The 22,670-nt window shown below is 44.3% G+C and carries 17 protein-coding genes and 1 tRNA gene; 10 read left to right on the top strand and 8 right to left on the bottom strand.

Annotation, left to right across the window (positions count from 1 at the left end; translation table 11 throughout):
• Positions 1–34: 34 nt before the first annotated feature.
• The 4 genes from QUA33_RS19450 (at position 35) to QUA33_RS19435 (ending at position 2,461) form a co-directional block, all read left to right on the top strand.
• The gene (locus tag QUA33_RS19450; RefSeq protein ID WP_333150383.1) at positions 35–1,303 is read left to right on the top strand and encodes a DUF5906 domain-containing protein; all 1,269 of its coding nucleotides are present in this window, start codon (positions 35–37) and stop codon (positions 1,301–1,303) included.
• 140 nt (positions 1,304–1,443) lie between these two features.
• Entirely contained in the window at positions 1,444–1,722 is a 279-nt protein-coding gene (locus QUA33_RS19445) for a hypothetical protein (protein ID WP_333150381.1), read from the top strand.
• A 128-nt stretch (positions 1,723–1,850) separates the two neighbouring features.
• Positions 1,851–2,144: a hypothetical protein gene (locus QUA33_RS19440; protein ID WP_333150379.1), complete on the top strand. Its 294-nt coding sequence runs from the start codon at positions 1,851–1,853 to the stop codon at positions 2,142–2,144.
• A gap of 32 nt (positions 2,145–2,176) precedes the next feature.
• Positions 2,177–2,461 carry a flagellar alpha dynein gene (locus QUA33_RS19435; RefSeq protein WP_333150378.1) on the top strand — a complete coding sequence of 95 codons (285 nt, stop codon included), beginning with the start codon at positions 2,177–2,179 and terminating at the stop codon, positions 2,459–2,461.
• A gap of 66 nt (positions 2,462–2,527) precedes the next feature.
• Here the strand turns inward: QUA33_RS19435 and QUA33_RS19430 are convergent.
• Positions 2,528–2,600, bottom strand: a tRNA-Arg gene (locus QUA33_RS19430).
• Between the two features lie 363 nt (positions 2,601–2,963).
• Here QUA33_RS19430 and QUA33_RS19425 point away from each other — a divergent pair.
• The 4 genes from QUA33_RS19425 (at position 2,964) to QUA33_RS19410 (ending at position 10,384) form a co-directional block, all read left to right on the top strand.
• On the top strand, positions 2,964–5,831 hold the full coding sequence (locus QUA33_RS19425) for an ATP-binding protein (RefSeq protein ID WP_333150376.1): 2,868 nt from the start codon (positions 2,964–2,966) through the stop codon (positions 5,829–5,831).
• The gene (locus QUA33_RS19420; RefSeq protein WP_333150374.1) at positions 5,824–7,260 is read left to right on the top strand and encodes a response regulator; all 1,437 of its coding nucleotides are present in this window, start codon (positions 5,824–5,826) and stop codon (positions 7,258–7,260) included. Before QUA33_RS19425 ends, QUA33_RS19420 begins: the two co-directional genes overlap by 8 nt.
• Before the next feature lie 125 nt (positions 7,261–7,385).
• Positions 7,386–7,781, top strand: coding sequence for a response regulator (locus tag QUA33_RS19415; RefSeq protein WP_333122470.1), 396 nt, complete (start codon positions 7,386–7,388; stop codon positions 7,779–7,781).
• On the top strand, positions 7,778–10,384 hold the full coding sequence (locus QUA33_RS19410; protein ID WP_333150372.1) for a PAS domain S-box protein: 2,607 nt from the start codon (positions 7,778–7,780) through the stop codon (positions 10,382–10,384). The genes QUA33_RS19415 and QUA33_RS19410 overlap by 4 nt, the downstream gene beginning before the upstream one ends.
• Positions 10,385–10,487: 103 nt before the next feature.
• On the opposite strand, the gene QUA33_RS19405 is transcribed toward QUA33_RS19410, so the two are convergent.
• The 7 genes from QUA33_RS19405 to QUA33_RS19375 all read right to left on the bottom strand — a co-directional run bounded on the left by QUA33_RS19405 (position 10,488) and on the right by QUA33_RS19375 (position 19,917).
• A complete protein-coding gene (locus tag QUA33_RS19405) occupies positions 10,488–11,576 on the bottom strand; it encodes a response regulator (protein WP_333150370.1) in 1,089 nt (362 codons plus the stop codon).
• A 120-nt stretch (positions 11,577–11,696) separates the two neighbouring features.
• Positions 11,697–13,199 carry an ATP-binding protein gene (locus QUA33_RS19400; RefSeq protein WP_333150368.1) on the bottom strand — a complete coding sequence of 501 codons (1,503 nt, stop codon included), beginning with the start codon at positions 13,197–13,199 and terminating at the stop codon, positions 11,697–11,699.
• Between the two features lie 91 nt (positions 13,200–13,290).
• On the bottom strand, positions 13,291–13,443 hold the full coding sequence (locus QUA33_RS19395) for a hypothetical protein (RefSeq protein ID WP_333150367.1): 153 nt from the start codon (positions 13,441–13,443) through the stop codon (positions 13,291–13,293).
• A gap of 301 nt (positions 13,444–13,744) precedes the next feature.
• On the bottom strand, positions 13,745–14,191 hold the full coding sequence (locus QUA33_RS19390) for a response regulator (RefSeq protein WP_333081177.1): 447 nt from the start codon (positions 14,189–14,191) through the stop codon (positions 13,745–13,747).
• A gap of 48 nt (positions 14,192–14,239) precedes the next feature.
• Complete coding sequence (locus tag QUA33_RS19385; protein ID WP_445304620.1) at positions 14,240–17,035, bottom strand: PAS domain-containing sensor histidine kinase; 2,796 nt, start codon at positions 17,033–17,035, stop codon at positions 14,240–14,242.
• 493 nt (positions 17,036–17,528) lie between these two features.
• Positions 17,529–19,544, bottom strand: a complete 2,016-nt coding sequence (gene tkt / locus QUA33_RS19380) for a transketolase (RefSeq protein ID WP_333150364.1) — start codon at positions 19,542–19,544, stop codon at positions 17,529–17,531.
• Positions 19,545–19,704: 160 nt separating this feature from the next.
• Positions 19,705–19,917, bottom strand: a complete 213-nt coding sequence (locus QUA33_RS19375) for a hypothetical protein (protein WP_333150362.1) — start codon at positions 19,915–19,917, stop codon at positions 19,705–19,707.
• Positions 19,918–20,025: 108 nt separating this feature from the next.
• Here QUA33_RS19375 and lysS point away from each other — a divergent pair, with 108 nt between their 5' ends.
• Positions 20,026–21,582 (top strand): lysine--tRNA ligase, encoded by a 1,557-nt coding sequence (gene lysS / locus QUA33_RS19370; protein ID WP_333150360.1) that lies wholly within the window; start codon positions 20,026–20,028, stop codon positions 21,580–21,582.
• A 258-nt stretch (positions 21,583–21,840) separates the two neighbouring features.
• The gene (locus QUA33_RS19365; RefSeq protein ID WP_333150358.1) at positions 21,841–22,611 is read left to right on the top strand and encodes a hypothetical protein; all 771 of its coding nucleotides are present in this window, start codon (positions 21,841–21,843) and stop codon (positions 22,609–22,611) included.
• Positions 22,612–22,670 lie beyond the last annotated feature (59 nt).

Raw genomic sequence — 22,670 nt, 5'->3', positions numbered from 1 at the left:
GATCGTGTGTTCTCTGTTTGACCCTCATGAATGAGTGTCAGTAACATCATACCTCATCTTTGTGAGAAAGGCTATAGACAACATCCAGAGTCTTAAGCAGCTCATCACGGGCGACCCTCTAGACATTGAGCGCAAGGGTAAGGACAGTTATGAGTACAATCCTGCCGCTATCTTTCTTGCCAATTGCAACAAACTGCCTTCCATCACCGGGGGGACGGCTGCCATTGATGACCGTTATGGCATCCTGAGTTTCAAGAAAACCTACAAGCGGGGTGCTGACCCGTCTCAGGGGGAATTGGAAGCTGACCCGCGTTTTAAGGATGATGAGAACTTTATCTTTGAGCGGATTGCGCCGGCGATGCTTAACAAGATGTTGGAGCGGTTGCCGTTGTTGTTGAAAGAGGGGATTGACTACAAGGCAACCCGTGAGGCGATGCGGGAAGCTCAAGAGGGAAGTCGGCACTTGTGGCAGTTTGCCCGTGAGGTTGGTTTGGAGGTTCAGTCTGGCGGTCGCGTCTGGGTTAAAGATTTGTGGGAGCAATTGCAAGCTTGGTATGAGGATGCAGGAATTCTAGAGAGAGAGACTAGCGGCACCAAAGAGAAGCTGATTTGGAATGAACTTCCTAGTAAGTATGACGCTCCGGTGAAAGCTATAAACCAGTTGTCATCAAGGCTTAGCGAGATTTTTCCTAAGCTTCAAGTGTGTCGCTATTGCGAACGAGATGACATGGAGCGGAGGAACCAAAGATATCTGCTTGGAATTGGATTTGTGCAAACTTCCACAAAAACTGTGGAGCCATTGGAGCCAGTAGACAGAGCAAGGGATACTGTGGAGCCAACTGTGGAGCCAACTGCGGAGCCAAAAAATACTGGCTCCGCAGTTGGCTACCCAAAAACCCTTACACAGAGCGCTGGCTCCAATGGCTCCACAATTTCCTCACCTTTTAGTCAGGTTTGCAACTTACTTCCTCAACTTACCGACAGCGAGCGCGAGAAACTGGTAAAAATACTCACTCAATCCCAGCAATCTCAATCCCCACTAAGACCGGAGTCAGAGCCGGCAGTGGCATCAGTACCTGAAGTTATCAGCTCAGAGGACGCAGAAAAAATGCGAGACATTGCACTAATCTGGTGGCCAGAGTACCGTTCTGAACATTTACAAGCCCTGCTTACTCAAATGTTCGGATGGAACACTCCGGGACGGAAATACAGCGCTGCTACTATCGCCGACTGGTTGGAGGGAGAAGACGAGTTAGTCCGCGCTCGAATTACTGAACTCATCCGTCTCCAAGGAAAAATTTAGTCGCTACCTGACAACTGACGGCTCAATCCCTCTCCCCCTTAATTGGGGGATTTTCGTGTCTACAAATCTTGTCTACAAAATGTTGACAGTGTAGACAGCTATCAGTTATTGTAGACAAATACTGTATACAGGTGTCTACAATGAGTCAAAGTCAAGTCGTATCGTTCAGGGCTTCCGGCCACTTCCTGAACTGGATAGAAGCTCAGAGACTAGAGGGTGAGTCGGTGAGTCAAGCTGCACAACGCATTCTCAAGGAAGTATCAGGCACGTCTACAGCAGTGGCTACAGAGAGTGACACAAGCCTCGTGTCTACAGTGGTCGCCGAAAGTGTAGACATACTGATATCCGATCGCATTGCCCCACTAATTCAACGAATAGCCGCCATTGAAGAACATCTGGAACAACTCGGTGTTAACTAACTAGATAACCACTAGACAGATGCTAGCATCTAACCAGACAATCACTAGACATACCACTAGACAGATGCTAGCATCTAACTAGACAGATGCTAGCATTTAACTAGACAATCACTAGACAGGTACTAGACATGACAGACAGAGTACAGCTTAATTTGAGATTGGATGGCAAGCGGGAATTACTCGAAACCATTAAAGATGTCGCAGCAGCAGAGGGCTTGAGCGTCAACGCTTGGGTAGTGCGAACTTTAGAGCAAGCGGCTAATCAGGCAATAGCAGCGCCGCCAATCCAGTCTCAAACACAAGTGTCCGAAGTTTCGGACATTGAACCAGTGCTAGACAAATTACTAGACACTAAGCTAGACACACTGCTAGCGGCTAAATTAGCAGGGATTGAAGAACGCTTGGGAAAATTGAGTGCCTGAGCGATGGCAACGATGAATCGCTCAGGCAGGAATTGAAAGCGACCAACAAGCAGCTTACAGAGTGGGATGCAGAACTCAATCAGTTACACGAGCGCAACGGCGATTTGGGACTGAAGGTTCAGATGCTGGAGCAAGAACTCAAGGAGGCACGGCGCGATCGGGAAGAAAATAAAAAATCGGCTCCGACCGTCGCAGAATTTCCAGAGCCAGCCGACCTGCTCAACAAGTTGAAAGCGCGACGCAAAAAGTCCGGCGCAAACTTGGCAGATATGGAGGTGGTTTTGGAGATACTTGGAACAGATGGGAGCGAAATTTGAGCGGAAAATAGGACTGTCGGTAATACAATTAACCTGAAACCCTTACTCCGCAAACGACATAGAAAGTGAGCACGGAGGGATTTGAACCCCCGACCCTCAGGACCGGAACCTGATGCTCTATCCACTGAGCTACGTGCCCTCGACTTTTTACAGTATAACACGTCTTGCGGGAAATGGCGAGTGCCGATCGCAAATTTCTTGACCAGCCTCCAAATCGCTTGAGGGATACGGGTTCAACTCGCCCGCGCGATCGCAGATCAGGCAGTTCTCGAAGCTAGAGACTGCAAATTGTACCTAAATGTTCACAATAATACGACAATGGGGGAAATAATCAACTTTAATCTAGCCAAGATTAGGTTTACATTCGATGGGGTCGAGCATCTAGCACAGCTAAAATAGCCCGCATCAATTCTTTCTAGCTAGTCGGCAGTAAATGGTGCTGCTGTTAAGACAGCTTGTGCAAGGACGCTTCTAGACTAAGTTCACCAAACCTCTCAATCTTATGGTTTCTAAACTTTTAGACAAATTACCGCTGCGAACTGTTCTCATAGTTCCATTTGTACTGCAAATCGTCGGAGCCGTGGGACTCGTAGGATATCTTTCTTTTAGAAACGGACAAAAAGCAGTTAATAACCTTGCCAGTCAGTTAATGAGCGAGGTGAGTTTGCGTGTCGAGCAAAACCTGCAAGTTTACCTAACAACTCCCCATCAAATAAATCAAACCAAGCTGGATGCTGTCAACATCGGGTTGTTAAAGATGGAAAACTTATCAGCTTGGGAGAAATATCTTTGGCGACAAGTACAATTATATCCATATATCAATTTTACCTCCGTTGGCAACAATAAGGGAGATTATAGAGCCGGTGAGCAACTGTCTAACGGCTCCCGAATGATTAATGTGATAGAAACATCTACTGGGTTAAATTTTAATTCTTACAGTACAAACGAGCGAGGCGATCGCACTACAGTTACCACCATTGCCAAAAACTATGATAATCGGCAACATCCTGCGTACCAAAAAGCCGTAAAAGTCGGCAAACCTACTTGGAGTTCGGTTTTTGTTTCCTTACTAGAACCGACATTAATTATCAGCGCTATCCAACCAGTATACAGCGAAAAAAATCAGCTACAAGGAGTCTTATTTACTGCCTTGCGTCTCGACCATCTTGGGAGATTTCTCAACAGTCTCAAAGTTGGCAAATCCGGTCAAACATTTATTATAGATCGCCAGGGTACTTTGTTGGCAACTTCCACAACCGAAAACCCGTTTCGCACTAAAGGTAATCAAAGACAATTGTTTAAAGTAGAAGAAAGCAGCAACCCTTTTACTCGCTCTACAGCTAAATATTTAACTGCACAGTATCAAAAATTAGACCTAATTAAAAAATCGGAGTTATTGAGCTTTGAAATAAATCACAAGCGACAATTTTTAAAAGTCTTGCCGTTCCAAGACGGCAAAGGTTTAGACTGGCTGATTGTCGTAGTTGTTCCCGAAGCAGATTTCACCAAAGAAATCGATGCCAATACCCGCACAGCGGTTTTGCTTTGTTTCGCAGCTTTAGGAGTAGCTGTGGCGATCGGCATTCTGACTTCTCGGTGGGTGACCAACCCTATATTGCGCTTAAATGCAGCAGCAAAAAATATTGCTAAAGGTGAATGGGACACAACCGTAGAAAGCGAGCGCTCGGACGAATTGGGGGAATTAGCCAAGTCATTTAACAGCATGGCTCAACAACTGCAACAATCTTTTGAAACTTTAGAGAACCGAGTGCAAGAGCGGACGGCAGAATTGGCTGTAGCTAAAGACAAAGCAGAGGTAGCGAATCAAGCTAAAAGCACCTTTCTTGCTAACATGAGCCACGAATTGCGATCGCCTCTCAATGCAATTCTCGGCTTTTCCCAACTTATGACTCGCAGCCAAACTCTATCCCCAGAACATCAAGAAAACATTAGCATAATTAACAGCAGCGGAGAACACCTGCTCACCCTGATTAATAACGTACTCGATTTATCTAAAATTGAATCCGGGCGCACCACCCTCAATCCCAAAAAATTTGACCTCTATCGCCTGCTAAACGACTTGGAAGATATGTTTGAATTCAAGGCACATGACAAGCAGTTGCAGTTAGTTTTTGACCGGAGCACCGACGTGCCACAATATGTAGAAGCCGACGAGATAAAGTTGCGACAAATCTTAATTAATCTGCTCAATAACTCTCTTAAATTTACCCAGGACGGGGGTGTAGCCGTCAGAGTTAGCAAGCAGTCATTAGGCAGAAATCAGCAGGTAGAAAAGGGTAAATTTGCTCACCAAGAACTATCACTAAATACAGAAACGTCAGCACTTAATGGTCTTAAAATATCTCAATTCAGTCACTCGAACAACCAGATTATTGCCGCGCCAAATGACGATTCAGCTTCTACTTTTTCCTTCTTCCTTTATTTTGAAGTCGAAGATACGGGTCCCGGTATTGCTACCAATGAATTAGACGCTCTTTTTGAACCATTCGTGCAAACCAAGACAGGCAAAGATTCGCAAGAAGGTACTGGCTTGGGATTGCCAATCAGTCGCAAATTTGTGGAATTAATGGGCGGCGAAATGAGCGTCTGTTCTGCTGTTGGCAAGGGAACTAAATTTAAGTTTGACATTCAAGTTACTGCGGTCGATGCGGCTAATATTGAAACCCCAAAACCGACCCGCAATGTTATTGCTCTGGAACCCCATCAACCCACCTATCGAATTTTGATAGTAGACGATAAAGCGCTAAATCGCCAACTGCTAATTAAACTTCTCAATCCTCTGGGTTTTGAACTGAAAGAAGCTACTAACGGTCAAGAAGCTATTGAGATTTGGGATAGTTGGGAACCGCATCTAATTTGGATGGACATGAGAATGCCCGTGATGGACGGCTACGAAGCGACGCAATATATTAAAAGCACTATAAAAGGTCAAGCTACTGCGATTATTGCGCTGACTGCGAGCGTTTGGGAGGAAGAACGGGCAGTTATCTTGTCGGCGGGCTGCAATGCTTTTATGCGGAAGCCTTTCCGGGAAGCGGATATTTTTGATGCTCTGCACAAACATATCGGAGTGCGCTATATTTATGAAGATCCGGGTCAAACTAATTTATTGCCAATCAAAGAGGGCGATCGCGCAATGACTGCGACCGATCTGGTGAAATTGCCTGATTCACTGGTAGCTGATTTAAAGCTGGCGATACTGAATGCAGATATGGATTTAATTGATACCTTGATAGAGCAAATTCGATTAAAGGATGCAGTAACGGCCGGTGCAATCGCAAATTGTATAGAAAATTTTGAGTACGACAAAGTTTTAAAGTTAATATCTCAAGCAATATCACATGAATAACGACATTCTTAGGACCGAGCGCGGTAATATTTTAGTAGTTGACGACACCCCAGCTAATTTGCGGTTGCTAGCCGGAATTTTGAACACCAAGGGCTATAAAGTGCGCCCGGTACCTAGCGGCGAGTTAGCGCTTTCGGCGGCAAAAGGTATGCCTCCCGATTTGATTTTGCTGGATATTATGATGCCTGAAATGAATGGGTATGAAGTCTGCCAAAAGATCAAAGCTGATGAACGAACTTGCGACATCCCCGTGATTTTTATTAGTGCGATTAATGAGGTACTTGATAAGGTCAAAGCCTTTGCGGTAGGCGGCGTAGATTATATTACCAAGCCCTTTCAGGTGGAAGAGGTTCTAGTTAGGGTAGAAACCCATTTAGCAATGTGCCAGTTGCAAAAAAAGCTTCAACAGAAAAACGATGAACTGACACTAACTTTACACAAATTGCAAGCTACTCAGAATCAATTAGTGCAATCGGAAAAAATGGCTGCGTTAGGGCAACTGATTGCAGGCATTGCTCACGAAATTAATACGCCGTTGGGTGCAATTCGGTCGTCTATTGGAAATATTACTAACTTTTTGGATAACAATCTCGAAAGTTTGCCAGTTTTTTTTAAAGAACTGTCAGCAGAACGCCAGCACGATTTCTTGCGTTTGATGTACAGTTCTAGTCAACAAAATTACTCTTTATCTACTAGAGAAAAACGGGTCCTGAAAAAAGGCGTGAAGCAGCAACTAGAGTCGGAAGGCATTGACAATGCTGACAGCCTTGCCAGCATTTTAGTCAATATCGGATTGCAAGGAAATCTGCAAGAATTCTTGTCGCTGCTCAAAGATCCTGAAAGCGAAAATATTATAAAAACAGCCTACGACTTTGCTAGCATTCACCGAAGCGCCCGAACCATCGCTACCGCTACTGAACGCGCTGCAAAAGTCGTCTTTGCTCTAAAAAATTATGCGCGTTACGATGTAAATGGGGAAAAAATACAGGTGAATATTACGGAGGGAATTGAAACCGTATTAACTCTTTATCAAAACCAAATAAAGCAGGGTGTGGAAGTTGTCAAAAACTATCAATCTCAATTGCCTCCGGTACTGTGTTATCCCGACGAACTCAATCAAGTTTGGACCAATTTAATTCACAATGCCTTACAAGCGATGGACAATCAAGGAACTTTAACAATTGACGCGGTACAACAAGATACCAACGTCTTGGTAAAACTTATTGACAGCGGTAAGGGGATTCAACCAGCGATTATTCCGAAAATTTTTGAGCCGTTTTTTACTACCAAACCTGCGGGAGAAGGCAGCGGCTTGGGACTGGATATAGTCAAAAAAATAATTGAAAAACATCAGGGTAAAATTGATGTGGAGTCGATGCCCGGTAAAACAGCATTTACGGTGTCTTTGCCGATTAATTTAACTGAGTAGGTAAAGCGCCGGAGATTGAAGTCGGGGGATAAAATTTGCAGTCTACCCGCGCAGAATGTAGAATTTGGAAAACGGTGTACTGCCCATGGGGGTTCACCCTGCCACACTAAAGAAGGAAACTAGCGATGTCTAAACCAGCAATTTTGTGTGTGGACGATGAAGTAGGAGTTTTGGAAAGTCTGGAAATTGAACTGCAACAGGCATTTAACGGTAAATATCTTTGCGAATTTGCTGAAAGTGCTGCAGAAGCCCTGGAAATTATTGAAGAGCTATGTGAAGCTGAGGTTAACATTTTAGTAATTGTCTCTGATTGGTTGATGCCCGGAATGAAAGGAGATGAGTTGCTGATTAAAATTCATCAAAAATATCCGCAAATTGTGACAGTGATGCTGACAGGACAAGCAGACAAAGAAGCAATCGAACGCACAAAAACTCAAGCAAATCTTCATGCTTTCATAGAAAAACCTTGGCGAAATCAAGAATTAATTGAAGCGATTAAGTCTGGTCTAGCAAATTTATGAAAAAACCAGTCATTATTTGTGTCGATGATGAGCAGACTATACTCGATAGTCTGGAAATAGACCTGCTAAAAGCCTTTGAAGATAAATATTTAATTGAAACGGCTCAAAGTGGCGAAGAAGCTTTAGAGTTGCTGTCCGAACTTTTAGCAGAACAGTATGAAGTTCCTTTGGTTATTTCGGATCATATCATGCCTAGTATGAAAGGAGACGAACTATTAAGGAGCGTTCATGCTATCTCGCCGAACTGTCTCAAGATTATGCTGACGGGGCAGGCAGATTTGGAGGCGGTAGCCAATGCTATTAACTATGCTAAATTGTACCGATATATACCTAAACCTTGGCAAAGTGATGACTTAAAATTAACTGTTACTGAGGCAATATATAAATATTTTCAAGATAAACAACTAGCTGAAAAACAAAGAGAACTTCAGGAAATGAATCAGGAGTTGGTAAAATTAAACCGCAAGCAGGCAATGCTAATTGCCAAACTCCATGAAAACGAAAGTCGCTTGACGCAATATCTAGAAGCTATGCCATTGGGCGTGTGTGTACTTGATGCAAACGGGCAATCTTTCTACGCTAACCAGAAAGCGCGGGATATATTTGGAAAAGGCACTGTGCCGCATATTAATTCAGAGCAAAAAGCAGCAATTTATCAATTCTATAAAACCGGGACTAATCAGAGATGCCCCGTGGAAGAATTGCCAATTATGCGGGCGCTTCGGGGTGAAAATGTGCGGACTGAGGGTGTAGAAATTCGTACAGCTAATAAGATTATTCCTGTAGAGAGTTGGGCAACTCCAATTTATGATTCTACAGGGGACATTTCCTATGCAATTATTGCTTTTAGTGACATAAGTGAACGCAAGGAAGCTGAAGCGGCACTAATTCAAGCTGAAGAGAAGTATCGCGGGATATTTGAAAATGCTTTAGAAGGTATTTTTCAGACGACGCCGGACGGACATTTTATTAGTGCGAATCCTGCTCTGGCGGAAATTTACGGCTACGATTCCGCGTCAGAATTGATAGAAAGTATTAATGATATTCAGCAGCAATTGTACGTGAAACCGAACCGCCGTCAAGAGTTTCTGGCGCTGATGAAACAGCACGGTACTCTGTGTGAGTTTGAGTCTCAGGTTTACTGTCGAGATGGCAGCATTATCTGGATTTCTGAGTATGCGCGCACCGTTTATGATGCTAACGGTGAAGTGCTTTACTATCAGGGTTTTGCTAAGGATATTACTTTGCAAAGACAGGTGGAAGTAGAACGAATCAGGTTTACTAATGATTTAGAAAAAGCTTTGGCAGCCGAAGAAAAGTTAAATGAGGCACTGTCAGAAAACGAAAGCCGATTGACTCAATTCCTAGAAGCGATGCCAGTGGGAATATTTGTTGTCGATGGTAAGGGTAAACCTTTTTACATGAATTCTTGGGGCGAAAGGATACTAGCCCAAGGTTTAATTTTTGATGGGGGTACTGACCAATTTCCTGAAGCTTATCATTTTTACGACGCTGGCACTAATCAATTGTATCCGAGGGATAGCCAACCGATTGTTCGGGCGTTGCGGGGAGAATTTGTGCGTATGGACGATCTCGAAATTCATGGGTCCGATCGCGTTGTGCCGATCGAGGTTTGGGCGACTCCAATCTACGACGAACGAAAAAACATAGTTTACGCCATAGCTGCTTTTCAAGACATCACGGAACGTCTAGAGGTAGAAACAGAGCGCCGCCAATTCACAGAGGAGTTACAAAAAGCTTTAGCAGCGGAAGAAAAATTAACAGATGCTTACGGGCGTTTTGTGCCGCACGAATTTCTCCACTTTCTGGGATATGAAAGTATTCTGGAAGTCAAATTAGGCGATCAGGTGCAGAAAGAAATGTCGGTGCTGTTTTCAGATATCCGCGATTTCACTTCTCTTTCGGAAAGGATGAATCCCGAAGAGAATTTTCAATTTATTAATGGTTATTTGTCGCGGATGGAACCGGCAATTACTGACAATTTTGGTTTTATTGATAAATACATTGGCGATGCGATTATGGCGCTGTTTGATGGCAGTCCGGACGATGCGGTGAAAGCGGGAATTGCCATGCTAGAAGAGCTTAACGAGTATAATATTAGTCGTAATCAGGTCGATTGCCCGCCGCTGCAAATTGGCATTGGCATAAATACGGGTTCTTTGATGTTAGGCACGGTGGGTGGTCAAAGTCGGATGGACAGCACGGTGATTAGCGATGCGGTAAACTTAGCCTCCCGCGTGGAAACTTTGACGAAAGAGTATGAGGTTTCGATGTTAATTACTCACAATACTTTTATACAGTTAAACGAGTTTTATGATTTGAGGTTGATAGATCGCGTAGCAGTTAAAGGCAAATCGCGAATGGTAACACTTTATGAAGTATTTGCGGCGGATCCGCCAGAGTTACGACAGAAAAAGTTAGAGACAAAGACAATCTTTGAGCAAGCTTTGGTACTCTACAATAGTGACAAGTGTGGCGAAGCTATAAGATTGTTTTCGGCCTGCTTGAAAATCAACCCTAATGATAAGGTAGCTCAAATTTATCTGCAGCGGTGTCTGAAAGGAGCGATCGCTCCTGCATAATACCATTTGAGAGTTGAGATTTGAGATTTGCAAATGATTTATTCCATAAGGGTTGGGAGTTGGCCTACAGTTGTATGCTTTTTGAAACTAATACAATCATTGTTTAGACAGGCAGGGAAACGCAAACTATGGTTTCTTGCTGCGGCAAACTTTCTATTTTAAATGCTCCTCCGTGCAATTCTGCAAGGCGTTGAACGATAGCCAGGCCCAATCCCAAACCTGCTTGTTGGTACAGTTTGCGATCGAACTGCCTGTAAGCTTCTAGCTGTGCAATCTGATCGGCAGTCATGCCGCGGCCTTGGTCTTTTACAGACAGAACAAAAGTCTGGTTTTCCACCAAAGTGCTTAAGAAAACAGGCGTTCCTTCTAAAGAAAATTTGAAGGCATTGTCCAAGAGTTCTTCAACAATTTTTGCGAGTCTGACAGAATCCATAGCTACTGACGCATCTTGCAAGTTTAATTGTAAATCGTCGGTTCTATTCGCGTGTTTTGCTTGCTGCCGCGCTTTTTGACTCAGCAAAGATTTTACACAGCTAAATTCGCTGTTTCGCATCTCCTTTAGCAGTTCGGGATTTGTGGCTGCTATCTCCAGTTCTGCATACAGCAAAAAGTTCTGAATCAGTCGATACAAGCGATGACCGGAAGTTTGGATTTGACCGATCATCTCTAAGATATCTGATTCCTCTAATACTTTATATTCTGACAGGATCAGCTCCGAAAAACCCAGAATTGCATTCAAAGGAGTCCGCAATTCGTGGGGCAGCGACATACTAATATTAGTGCGTAATTCGTCTAGCGTCTTTTGAGATTGTCGGCTAATTGTTTTTTGTTTTTCAAGTCTAATAGCAATGGCATTTAGCAGTTCTTGCGGCGTACAAGGTTTAGTAATGTAATCGTCAGCTCCCAGTTCCATGCCCGTGCGAACGTCTACTTTATCGGCTTTGGCTGTGAGGAAAATAAACGGAATGGTGGCAGTCAAGGGTTCGGAGCGCAAAGCTTTGAGGACGCCGTGACCATCTACTTCCGGCATCATCATGTCGCATAAAATTAAATCCGGGATTTGTTCGATCGCCAATTTGATGCCGACTTTGCCGTTAATCGCTCCTATTCCTTCAAAATTCTCGGCTTCCAGCAACTCTAAAATATTCTCTCTAATCGCTTCTTCGTCTTCTATTACCAAAATCTTAGCCACGGTTATAGCTCCTTTTAGTTAGTAGTTTGTTGGAAAGTTCTGGATTCCTACACTTGATAAGTTTGTTTGGCGCTTAATTAATTGTTAAATAGCGGATATGTATAGTTGATAATTCAGTTGTTATTGACTGGGAGGGCAAATGAGAGGCAAGGTAATAGTGAAAGTTGTACCTTTTCCTTCTTGACTGTCGATCGCAAGTTGGCCGCCGTGAAGTTCTACAGCCCTCTTCACAATTGCTAAGCCGAGACCTGTTCCCGAAATAGTGCCGACATTTGTAGCTCGGTAAAAAGTTTCTAATATCCGCTCTCGATCGGCTTGGGGAATGCCGATGCCCTGGTCTTGAACTTGGAAAACAGCTTCTTTGTTTTGACAGTTGAGGTGCAAGGAAACTGTACTGCCGGCGGGGGAATATTTGATGGCATTTGAGAGGACATTTCCCAAGATTTGCTGCAGCAGTTTTTCATCCATTTGAGCCTCGCAATTGTCGCCTTCATATTGAAAGGCGATCGGGTGTTGGTTGCTGTCGTTGAGCTGTTGCTCTTCTACCAGTTGACGGCAAAATTTTTCAAGGTTTAAGGAAACCGGTTGAAACTGCAAGGTATTGGCTTCGATTTTGCCAATTACGAGGATATCTTCTAATAACTCTGTCATGCGTTTAATTGCTAATTGAATCCGCACAAAATGAGTAGATTTTTTATCTTGTGGCCACTGAGAACTGTAATCTTGCAGCAATCCAGCGGAAAATTGGATAGTTGTCAAAGGTGTGCGAAATTCGTGGGAAACCATTGTGACAAATTTAGCTCGCAGTTGTGAAAGTTCCTTTTCTCGTGCGAGGGCTTTGAGAATTTCCGCTTCGGCTCGTTTGCGATCGCTAATGTCACGGGCTTCCGCAATCAGCAGCAAAACTTGTCCTGTTTCATTTTTAACAGGTTTCAGTGAGAAATCAACTGTCATAATTTGGCCGCTTTTGCCTAACAAGTCGATTTCGCTGCGGAAAAACTCGCCGCGACTTGCTTTGCCGATCGCGCATTGCAATTGTTCGGAAACCTGTGGCGACTGGGCCCAAATCGCCATTTCCCAAATCGGGCGGCCCACAATACCCTGCGATCGCAATCCGGCAAAATCGAGGGCTGTCTCGTTCACTTCCAGCACAATTCCTTCGGGAGTCAGCAGCTTGGTTAGCTGAAACGACGAGTCAAAAATTGCCCGAAAGCGGCGCTCGCTTTCCCGCAGCATTTGAAATGTTTGAGAACGTTCGATCGCATAGCGGATCGTCCGCACTAATAATTGAGTAGTAATTTGACCTTTAACAATATAGTCTTGAGCTCCCAAGCGAACTGATTCGAGGGCGATCGCCTCATCGTCCAAGCCTGTCATTACCACCATTGGCACATCAGGAGCAACTTCTCGCAGGCGAGTTAGCGTTTCCAAACCGCGACTGTCCGGCAAAGAAAGGTCGAGCAAAACTACATCAAAGGGTTGTTTGCACAGTTGTGCGATCGCCTCATGCAAGAACTCAACAGACACCAGTTCCCACTCGACGCCCACAGATACTTCTAACAGTTCTGCAAGTAAATCAGCATCAGCCGGATTGTCTTCTACTAACAGAATTTTAATCCACATAGCTTAGACGTTTTTGACTGTAAAAATTTTACTCTACCAATCTTAGGTTAAACTTTTTTGCTTTCCCTTGCCATTTTCAACTTGAAAATTATTATTTGGGAACTGTCACCACCACCAGCCACCAATCCTTAATCCATCTCACCAGCTTAGCGACTTGACTAAAATCGATAAGCCTAGTTATGTAGCACCGGGCTGACAGCCCATCAAACTTGATCCTCTCTTCATCGGCTGCTGAGGTTGTCATAATTACCACACGAATCATTTTTAACTTGAGGGCTGAGTTAATTTATATCAATATTTATAACCGTTTTTTTAGGCAACATCGGGCTAAGCAGAATTAAATTTGGACGTGAATGCGAACATAAAACCCTGCTTTTTATTAATCAATCAATAAAATTATTTTATACCATTTTTCAACTTATTAAAAATTGACTTGTCGCCAGCTTTTATAAAGTCCATTCACTCTCAATGAGCGAATCATCCACCAGGCGAATTTCCATAGGTTGAAAACTTTTATAGCGTTCACAAGCAAAGCATCTGTTCGTTTAATTTAGAGGAAGTTTGACGACTGCCAGCCAGAATTCCTCAATTAACCTTACTACTTTAGTAAATTCTACGAAATCTACAGGTTTTGTTATGTAACAGTTGGCGTGGAGGGAATATGACTTAAAAATATCTTCTGGAGCTGCTGAAGTGCTGAGAATCACTACAGGAATTAATTTTAACTTTGGGTCAGTTTTAATTTCTTCTAGCACTTCTATACCGCTTTTTTTCGGCAGATGCAAATCTAGCAAAATCAAATCGGGACGAGGTACCCTGAGATAGGGTTCTTTTCGGCGCAAAAACTTGATTGCTTCGACTCCATCCTCCACAAAATGCAAGTTATTCAATATTTTACCCTGACTGAGGACTTCTATTGCCAAATCGGCATCGCTGGGAGAATCCTCAATCAGCAGAATCTCTATAGGTCTAACAGTGCTTCGATCGCTCATAATAGGCGTATCCTTTAAAGTATAAAAACAAAATTGAATTTTTAGGCTTCAGGTACTAATTATAGGAATAGTGAAGTAAAAAGTCGCTCCTTTTCCCTCTTGAGATTCCACCCAAATGCGCCCGCCGTGGCGTTCAACAATGCGCTTGCACATCGCCAAACCTATACCAGTACCGGAATATTGGCGGCGGGAGTGCAGGCGCGCAAAAATGATAAAAATGCGATCGGCATACTGCGGATCGATGCCAATGCCGTTATCGCGGACACTGAACACCCATTCGCTCTCTTGCCTGCAGGTAGCGATATGAATCAACGGGATATCTTGGCGACAAAATTTGATGCTGTTGGCGATCAAATTTTGGAATAATTGCACCAGTTGAAATTCATCCGCCATCACGGTTGGCATCGCGTCGCAGGTGATTACAGCTTTTGTTTCGGCGATCGCAATTTGCAAATTGCACATAGTTTGCTTAACCACAGCGTTGCAGTCCGCCTGCTCAAACTCCTGACCTCTCGTTCCCAGGCGCGAATACGCCAACAAATCATTAATTAACTGCTGCATTCTGGTGGCGCCATCGACAATATAATGAATATACTTATCTGCGCGATCGTCTAAATTTCCTTGATAGCGCTGGGCCAGCAATTGAGTGTAACTGGTAACGGCTCGGAGCGGTTCTTGCAAATCGTGGGAAGCCACATAAGCAAATTGTTCTAATTCCTCGTTGGAACGCTTCAAATCTTCTGTAAGCTGCAGCATTTGCTGCTCTGCTTCCTTGCGGCTTGTAATGTTGTAAACCAAGGCGCAACAAGACAGCAGATTACCCTGGGAATCCATGACTGGACTGGTAGACATATCAGTCCAAATATCTTTGCCATCCTTGCTTTTGAATTTAAATTCGTGTTGTTCACCAATACCTTGCTTGCGCCGCTCGATATTTTCAATAGCTTGTGGTTTGTCCCGTTCGTCCATGAAATCCAAAAGCGACCGCCCGAACATTTCTAATTCACTATAGCCTAGCATTCGCGCCATTGCGTGGTTTACGTAAGTCGTGAGGCCATTTCTGTCAATTACCCAAATACCTTCTTCTGCTAATTCAACTATTTGCCTGTACTTGAATTCGCTTTCGAGCAAAGCAGTTTCAGTTAGTTTCCGCTCAGTGATATCTTTCATAAAACAGTGGTGACCGTTAAATATCCCTTGTGCGTCGCAAGCTTTTACCATCGTTAATTGCTTATAAAAAAACGAGCGATTTTTTCGGACTCCTCTAGCTTCAACTTCTACTTTGCCAGAAATTACCATTTCCTGATAAGCTGAGAGCATCATCTCAACATCGCCCGGGTGTACGGTGAGCTGCCATTTCATGCCAAGCATTTGTTCCGGCTCGTAACCGCATTTATGAGCGTAAGCTCGGTTAACCTTCACGTAGCGCCCCTCAATATCCAGCCGCGAAATGCCTTCCACCGCATTTTGCATGGCACTGGTTAGGTCGCGCAGCTCTTTTTCAGCTTGTTTGCGATCGCTAATATCCTGACCGATACCCAAAAAACCGTTAATATTTCCGTTACTATCAAATAAGGCAGTCACCGACAGCAGTACCGGAAACCGCGCACCATCTTTGCGAATGTAAGTCCATTCATTTTCGTCAGCGATTTCCCGGCACGGCAAGGCAAAAAATACTTGAATTCCCGGCTCTATTTTCACTCCCAATTCTTGAGAAAGAACTTCAGCTCTTTGAGCGACCTCCAGAGGGTCGTGAATTATTGCTAGCGTGACTTTCCCGACCACTTCTTCTAGCGAATAACCTAAAAGTTGCTCGGCAGCTTGATTAAATGTTTTAATTGTACCGTCTGGATCTGTAGAAATAATTGTGTAGTTAGCGCTATTAAGAATTGCATTTTGCAGTTGCGTCAATTCCAACAAAGTGAGTGCAATTTTTTCGCGGTAAGCTATTTCTTTTTGCAATTGGTGGTTAGAAATTTCGATTTGAGCAGTGCGCTCCGCAACTCGATGCTCCAGAGTTTCATTGAGCCGTATATTTTCATCTTCTACCTGCTTGCGTTCTGTAATATCAGTAATAGTACACACATAACTTTTAACCTCCCCATTTTCTCCGATTTTACCGACAGATTGAGCGAATACCCAACTGATTTGAGGGTGATTAATGCCTTGAAATCGGTACTCAGATTTAAAGGGCAATTTCTTCTGCGCGGCGCTATACCATTCAGAAAAAACCCGATCGCGGTCGTCTGGATGAATACCTTGCAACCACCCTTTGCCCAAAGCTTCATCACAGCTTATTCCCGAAATTTGACACCAGCGCTCGTTGACATACAAGCAGTCTCCTCCAGCATCTGCATAAAATATTCCTACCGGCGAAGCTTCAGTTAAAGTTTGATAGCGAGCTTCCGTTTCTCGGCGTTCAATTATTTCTTTTTGCAGTATGGAATGGATCATCCCTAATTGAGTTGGACTCAGGAGAGTTAATGCTTGGGGAACGAAAGGAATTAATGCAAATGCGGTGTAACCAGAAATCGCGGCGGTAATAATTTTTAGACTGCCAGAAACCCAATAAACAGGATGCCAAAGCGTCCAAACTTCCATTATATGGGTAGTGCCGCAAGAGATAATAAAGGCTGCAAGCAGCCAAAAGATGTTGCGGAAGGGCAAGTCTTTTCGCTGACCGATAAAATAAATTAGCGATAGCGGTATTGAATAGTAGGCCAGGGCAATTATAGAGTCTGACACTATGTGGAGCGCCACGAGCTCTCGCTGCCAAAGGTAACAGTAGCCTTGAGGAATATAATTCCCGATGAATAACAGGTGATTTAAAAATTTCCAAATCATCATAAATGGAATGGGTAATCGAGAATTGGTAATTGGTAATTGGTAATTGGTAATTGGTAATTGGTAAGCGGGAATTGGTAATTGGTAATTTAACTCAATTACTTATAACCTATCTCAAATTTTTGAAAGATACAGTCTTGAACGCACCGGGGGCTAAAAACGAGGTTTCTGGTTAGATGCCTCGTTGCTAAACCGAATATTGTCGTAGAAACTGGTTTTTCTTCCGTAACTCTTAATATAGCAATTCTCAATGATTCGCGAGCTGTAGCGAGCTCTAGGTTGGGTAGAACGAAGTGAAACCCAATATTGCGATTTTAGATTTTAAATTTTAGCTTTTCCTTCCTTCTTCCTTATCTTCTAGATAACTAAAGCCTTCTTCTATCCATCGCTTACATCGTTTACATCTGTTACATCCGTTGCCAAAATTCTTCCTTCTTCTATAAAAAATGGGGCGAGCCAGAAGCCCGCCCCACCAAAAATTATGCTGCTGCTATTAACCCAACAGCGCCTGAGCCTTAGCTACCACATTATCAACGGTGTAGCCAAACTTTTCTAAAGCAACGGGGCCCGGTGCAGAAGCGCCGAATCTGTCGATGCTGATGCTATCGCCTTCGGAACCCAAATAACGTCCCCAGCCGAAGCTAGCAGCCGCTTCAACTGCCAAGCGTTTAGTAACAGCTTTTGGCAGTACAGATTCGCGGTAAGCGGCATCTTGTAAGTCGAACAATTCCCAGCAAGGCATGGAAACTACCCGCACTTTATTGCCTGCAGCGCGCAATTTTTCAGCGGCATCAACGCAGAGGTAGGTTTCGCCGCCGGTGCCGATTAAAATGATGTCGGGAGTGCCGCCGTCGTCGGACAAAATGTAAGCGCCTTTGGCTGTTCCTTCCATCGAACTTCCAGCCAAGTTGGGCAGATTTTGGCGCGACAAAGCCATTAAAGTTGGGCGAGTGCGGCTTTCAACTGCCACTTTGTAAGCGCCGGATGTTTCATTACCATCCGCAGGGCGCATTACCAACAAATCGGGAATTACGCGCAGAGAAGCTAAAGTTTCAACTGGTTGGTGAGTTGGGCCATCTTCGCCCAAGGCTACGGAGTCGTGAGTCATTACATAAATAACTCCAGCTTCCGAGAGTGCAGAGAGGCGAATTGCGCCCCGCATATAGTCAGCAAATACCAAGAAAGTAGCGCAGTAAGGAATTAAACCGCCGTGGAGGACCATACCGTTGGCGATCGCACCCATGCCGTGTTCCCGCACGCCAAACCGCAGGTTACGTCCTTCGTACTGACCTTTTTGGAAGTCTTTTTCACCCTTGAGCAAAGTCATGTTAGAAGATGCCAAGTCAGCGGAACCGCCGATCAGTTCAGGTAACACACTTGCCAAAGCATTCAAACATTTTCCAGAATGATTCCGAGTCGAATCTGCCTTATCTTCCGGCTTGTATGTCGGCAAAACTTTATCCCAACCTTCAGGAAGTTTGCCGGCCACTGTGCGCTCATATTCTGCTGCTTCTGCAGGATATGCTGCTTTATAAGCATCAAAAGCTTTGTGCCATTCTTGCTCAGATTGAGCGCCGCGATCGACTGCTTTGCGGAAGTGTGACAAAGCATCATCAGGAATCTCAAACGGTGCGTGTTCCCACTTCAAGAAATCGCGAGTTGCTTGCACTTCATCGCTACCCAAAGCAGCGCCGTGAGCACTGTAAGAATTGCGCTTGTTTGGAGAACCGTAACCAATGATGGTACGGACTTTAATCATGGACGGTTTGTCCGTGACTTTTTTGGCTTCTTCAATAGCTTTGTGAACTGCTTCTAGGTTAGTATCTTCGTCTAGAGCGGTATTGTCTACTGTAATAACGTGCCAATTGTAAGCTTCAAAACGCTTGCCGACATCTTCAGTAAAGGCCAAGCTGGTGTCGCCTTCAATAGAAATGTGATTGTCATCGTACAAGGCAATTAATTTGCCGAGTCCGAGGTGTCCGGCCAAAGAACAAGCTTCGCCAGAAACACCTTCCATGTGGCAGCCGTCACCCATGATGACATAGGTGTAGTGGTCAACAATTTTGTGGTCGGGCTTGTTAAACTTAGCAGCGAGGTGAGCTTCTGCCATTGCCAAACCGACGGCATTAGCAATTCCTTGTCCCAGGGGGCCTGTTGTAACTTCTACGCCTTCGGTCATGAAGTTTTCGGGGTGTCCGGGGGTTCTGGATTCCCACTGGCGAAATTGCTTGATGTCGTCGAGGGTGACGCTATCGTAGCCTGTCAAGTACAGGAGGGCGTACTGTAGCATACACCCGTGCCCGGCGGAGAGGACGAAACGATCGCGATTAAACCACTTGGGGTTTTTAGGGTTGAACCGCATGAACCGATCCCACAGCACAAAGGCCATAGGGGCAGCGCCCATCGGCAGTCCCGGGTGTCCTGATTTTGCTTTTTCTACCGCATCGATGGCCAAAAAGCGGATAGAGTTGATGCAGAGTTCTTCGAGTGATTGGGTTGCAACAGCCATAATTCTGGTTTTTATACGTTAAGAGAGAGTGTGTGTGGTCGATTCTGACAGAGGTGCGATGAGCCGAGTTCGATCGCTCGCGTTTCTGCTGTTCAGTTTCTGTGGAACTGCCGTGAGGCTGCACTACATATCATCTCACCTGTTGCGATCGACAGACAACTTAATTTTTTAATGTTTCGGTCGCTTTGTGCACTGGATCGTAAATTGTTATCGGAGATATTTCTGGGGCGAGTGCGGATCTGTGCGATCGGGCTACGAGAGCGTGTAACTTATTATTTGGGAAATTGGCTCTCAAAGCCGCCCAGTTATGATAGAGTTTGGTGTTTCTGACATCTTGCAGCTTTGTCACGAACAGGCAAGATGCCTGTTCCACAAAGAGTGAATTTTCTTGTGGGGCGTTGCTTTGAGCAACGCCCGATCGCACGATCGCCAAAATAGTGCAAGATGTCAGATATTTGTAATTTTAATCAGGCAATAACTAATGACTCTCAGTGAAGCCGAAGTCCGCAGTCAAAAAGTAGACGAACTGCGATCGCAAGGCATAGAACCGTATCCCAGTGAATCCTACGCGCGATCGCACACAGCCAAGCAAGTTCGCGAAATATTTAGTCAGCCGGGAAAAGAACTCGAAAACGGACAAACTGACCCCGAAGAAATTTCCCTGCGATTAGCCGGCCGCATAACTTCTAAGCGAGACAGCGGCAAAATTGGTTTCATCGATTTAAAAGACGCCACAGACAAAATTCAACTCAAAATCGAGAAAGCAATCGTCACCGGCGAAGTCGGTTTGAGCTTTGAACAAATTAAAAAATTGCTCGATGTCGGCGATTTTGTCGGCGTCGAAGGTATCGGCTGCCGCACCCCCAGGGGAGAACTTTCTATTTTAGTGAGGGAATTAAAGCTTTTATCAAAAGCTACCATTCAATTTCCCGATGCTTATTACGGAATTAACGACCCCGAAGTTTGCCGCCGTCACCGCGAAATGGATTTGGCAAGCAACCAAGATGCGCTCAACCGTTTTATGCTTCGCAGCCGCATCGTTCAAAGCATCCGTTCCTATCTCTGGCAAGCCGATTTTTACGAAATAGAAACGCCGACGCTGCAAGCTATTTACGGCGGTGCTGCTGCTAAGCCATTCATCACTCACCACAATGCTTTGGAGGTGGATTTGTATTTGCGAGTTGCTCCAGAACTGTTCTTGAAAAGAGCAATATGCGGCGGCTTCGAGCGAGTTTTTGAACTAGGAAAAGCCTTTAGAAATGAGGGAATTGATAGCACCCACAATCCCGAGTTTACCTCTTTGGAAGTTTACCAAGCTTATGCTGATGTTTTCGACATTTTAGGAGTTGTCGAAGACGTGATATGTTTCGCAGCGGCCGCGGTATTTGGAGATGTCAGAGAAATTGAAAATCAGGGGGAAACGATTAGTTTAGAACGCAAGTTCGACTACAGCGAAAAGTATCCCGGTTTCAGCGGCAAACACTGGCAAGTCAAAACGATGGTAGAATCTGTCAGAGACGAGTTTGGGCTGGATTTTGACAGTTTGGACTTGGAAAGTGCGATCGAATCTGCAAGCAAACTCGAACTGCACCTGTCTAAGTTAGAACAACAGAGTTTAGGCTACGTGCTGTATGCAGTTTTTGACAAATTAGTTGTTCCCAAACTAATTCAACCTACATTCATCATCGACTACCCCGTCGAAGTCAGTCCCTTAGCGAAAGGACATCGCAGCAAGCCGGGATTTGTAGAACGTTTCGAGCTATTTATTAACGGTACAGAATACTCGAACGGCTTCTCAGAATTGAACGATCCGAAGGAGCAAAGAAAGCGGTTTGAGGAACAGCTAGCACAAAAAAATGCGGGCGATGACGAAGCGCATCCAATGGATGAAGACTTTATCCAAGCACTATCTTTGGGAATGCCTAATTGTGCGGGAATGGGCATCGGCGTAGACAGATTGGTGATGCTTTTAACTAATACTCAAAGCATCCGAGATGCGGTGATGTTCCCGACAATGCGACCTGTTAAAGATTCGTAAAATATTTGAGTTGAGTTCAGTTTACATCCCCGACTTCTCTAATAAGTCGGGGAACTCGCTTGCGGCAGCTAAATATTAATATTTATAACATTTAAAATAATAATTATCGCGGCAGTTATAATGTTTTTGTTTATTTAACTAACCCACCGATCGCACATGATTTTAAGTGAGTCAGTTACCCTCAAACCAAGATATCAACCTCAAGCATCAGACACCTGTATAGAAGCAGAAATGATCCAGTTTAATCTCTGGAGGAAAATGCAACCCGCAAAGAGATTAGCACTAGCCTCTGCTGCCACGAGGGGCTGCCGCCAATTAGCCTTATCGGGAATCAAAAAACGCCACCCTCAATTAGATTCCATCCACATCAAACAAGAGTTTATCAAAGCAACTTTAGGACAAGAATTTATTGAAATTGCCCAGTTACTAGAGACAAAACTTGTAATGCAAGATCCGATATGGTTAGCAGCTAAAATTGGTAACATCCTAGATACACTGTCAATTCCCTACTATGTAGGCGGTTCAATTGCTAGTTCCGCTCACGGCGAACCCAGATCTACTCAGGATGCAGACATTGCTATCAGCATCCGAAAAGAACAAACTCAGTCCCTCATGCAAGCAATGCAAAGCGAATTCTACATCAGCGATATTGCAGTTGAAGACGCTTTGAGGGGGAGAAGTTCAAGTTTCAACGTCATTCATCTAGAGACAGCCATTAAAGCAGACATTTATTTGATTAAACCCGATCGCGAATACGAACAATCTCAGCTCGATCGCCGACAGCAATTCTACCCAGACGATCGACCAGAATTAACCTTTTATATCTGTAGCCCCGAAGATATAATTTTGCAAAAACTTATTTGGTACAGAATGTCAAGATTTCAGTCAGACAAGCAATGGCGAGATATTCTAGGAGTGATGAAACTTCAGGCAGATTCGTTAGATAGGGCTTACCTGCAACATTGGTCTTCCCAGTTAAATGTCGCTTCAGAGATCGATCGGGCTTTTTCTGAATCGGGATTAAATTAGCCAGAACACGCATATCCCCGACTTCTTAAAGAAGTCGGGACTCTAATAGCGATCGCATT

The sequence above is a fragment of the Microcoleus sp. Pol14D4 genome, assembly GCF_036701245.1.
Lineage (GTDB): Bacteria > Cyanobacteriota > Cyanobacteriia > Cyanobacteriales > Microcoleaceae > Microcoleus.
This window is presented reverse-complemented; position numbering and strand designations above follow the sequence as displayed.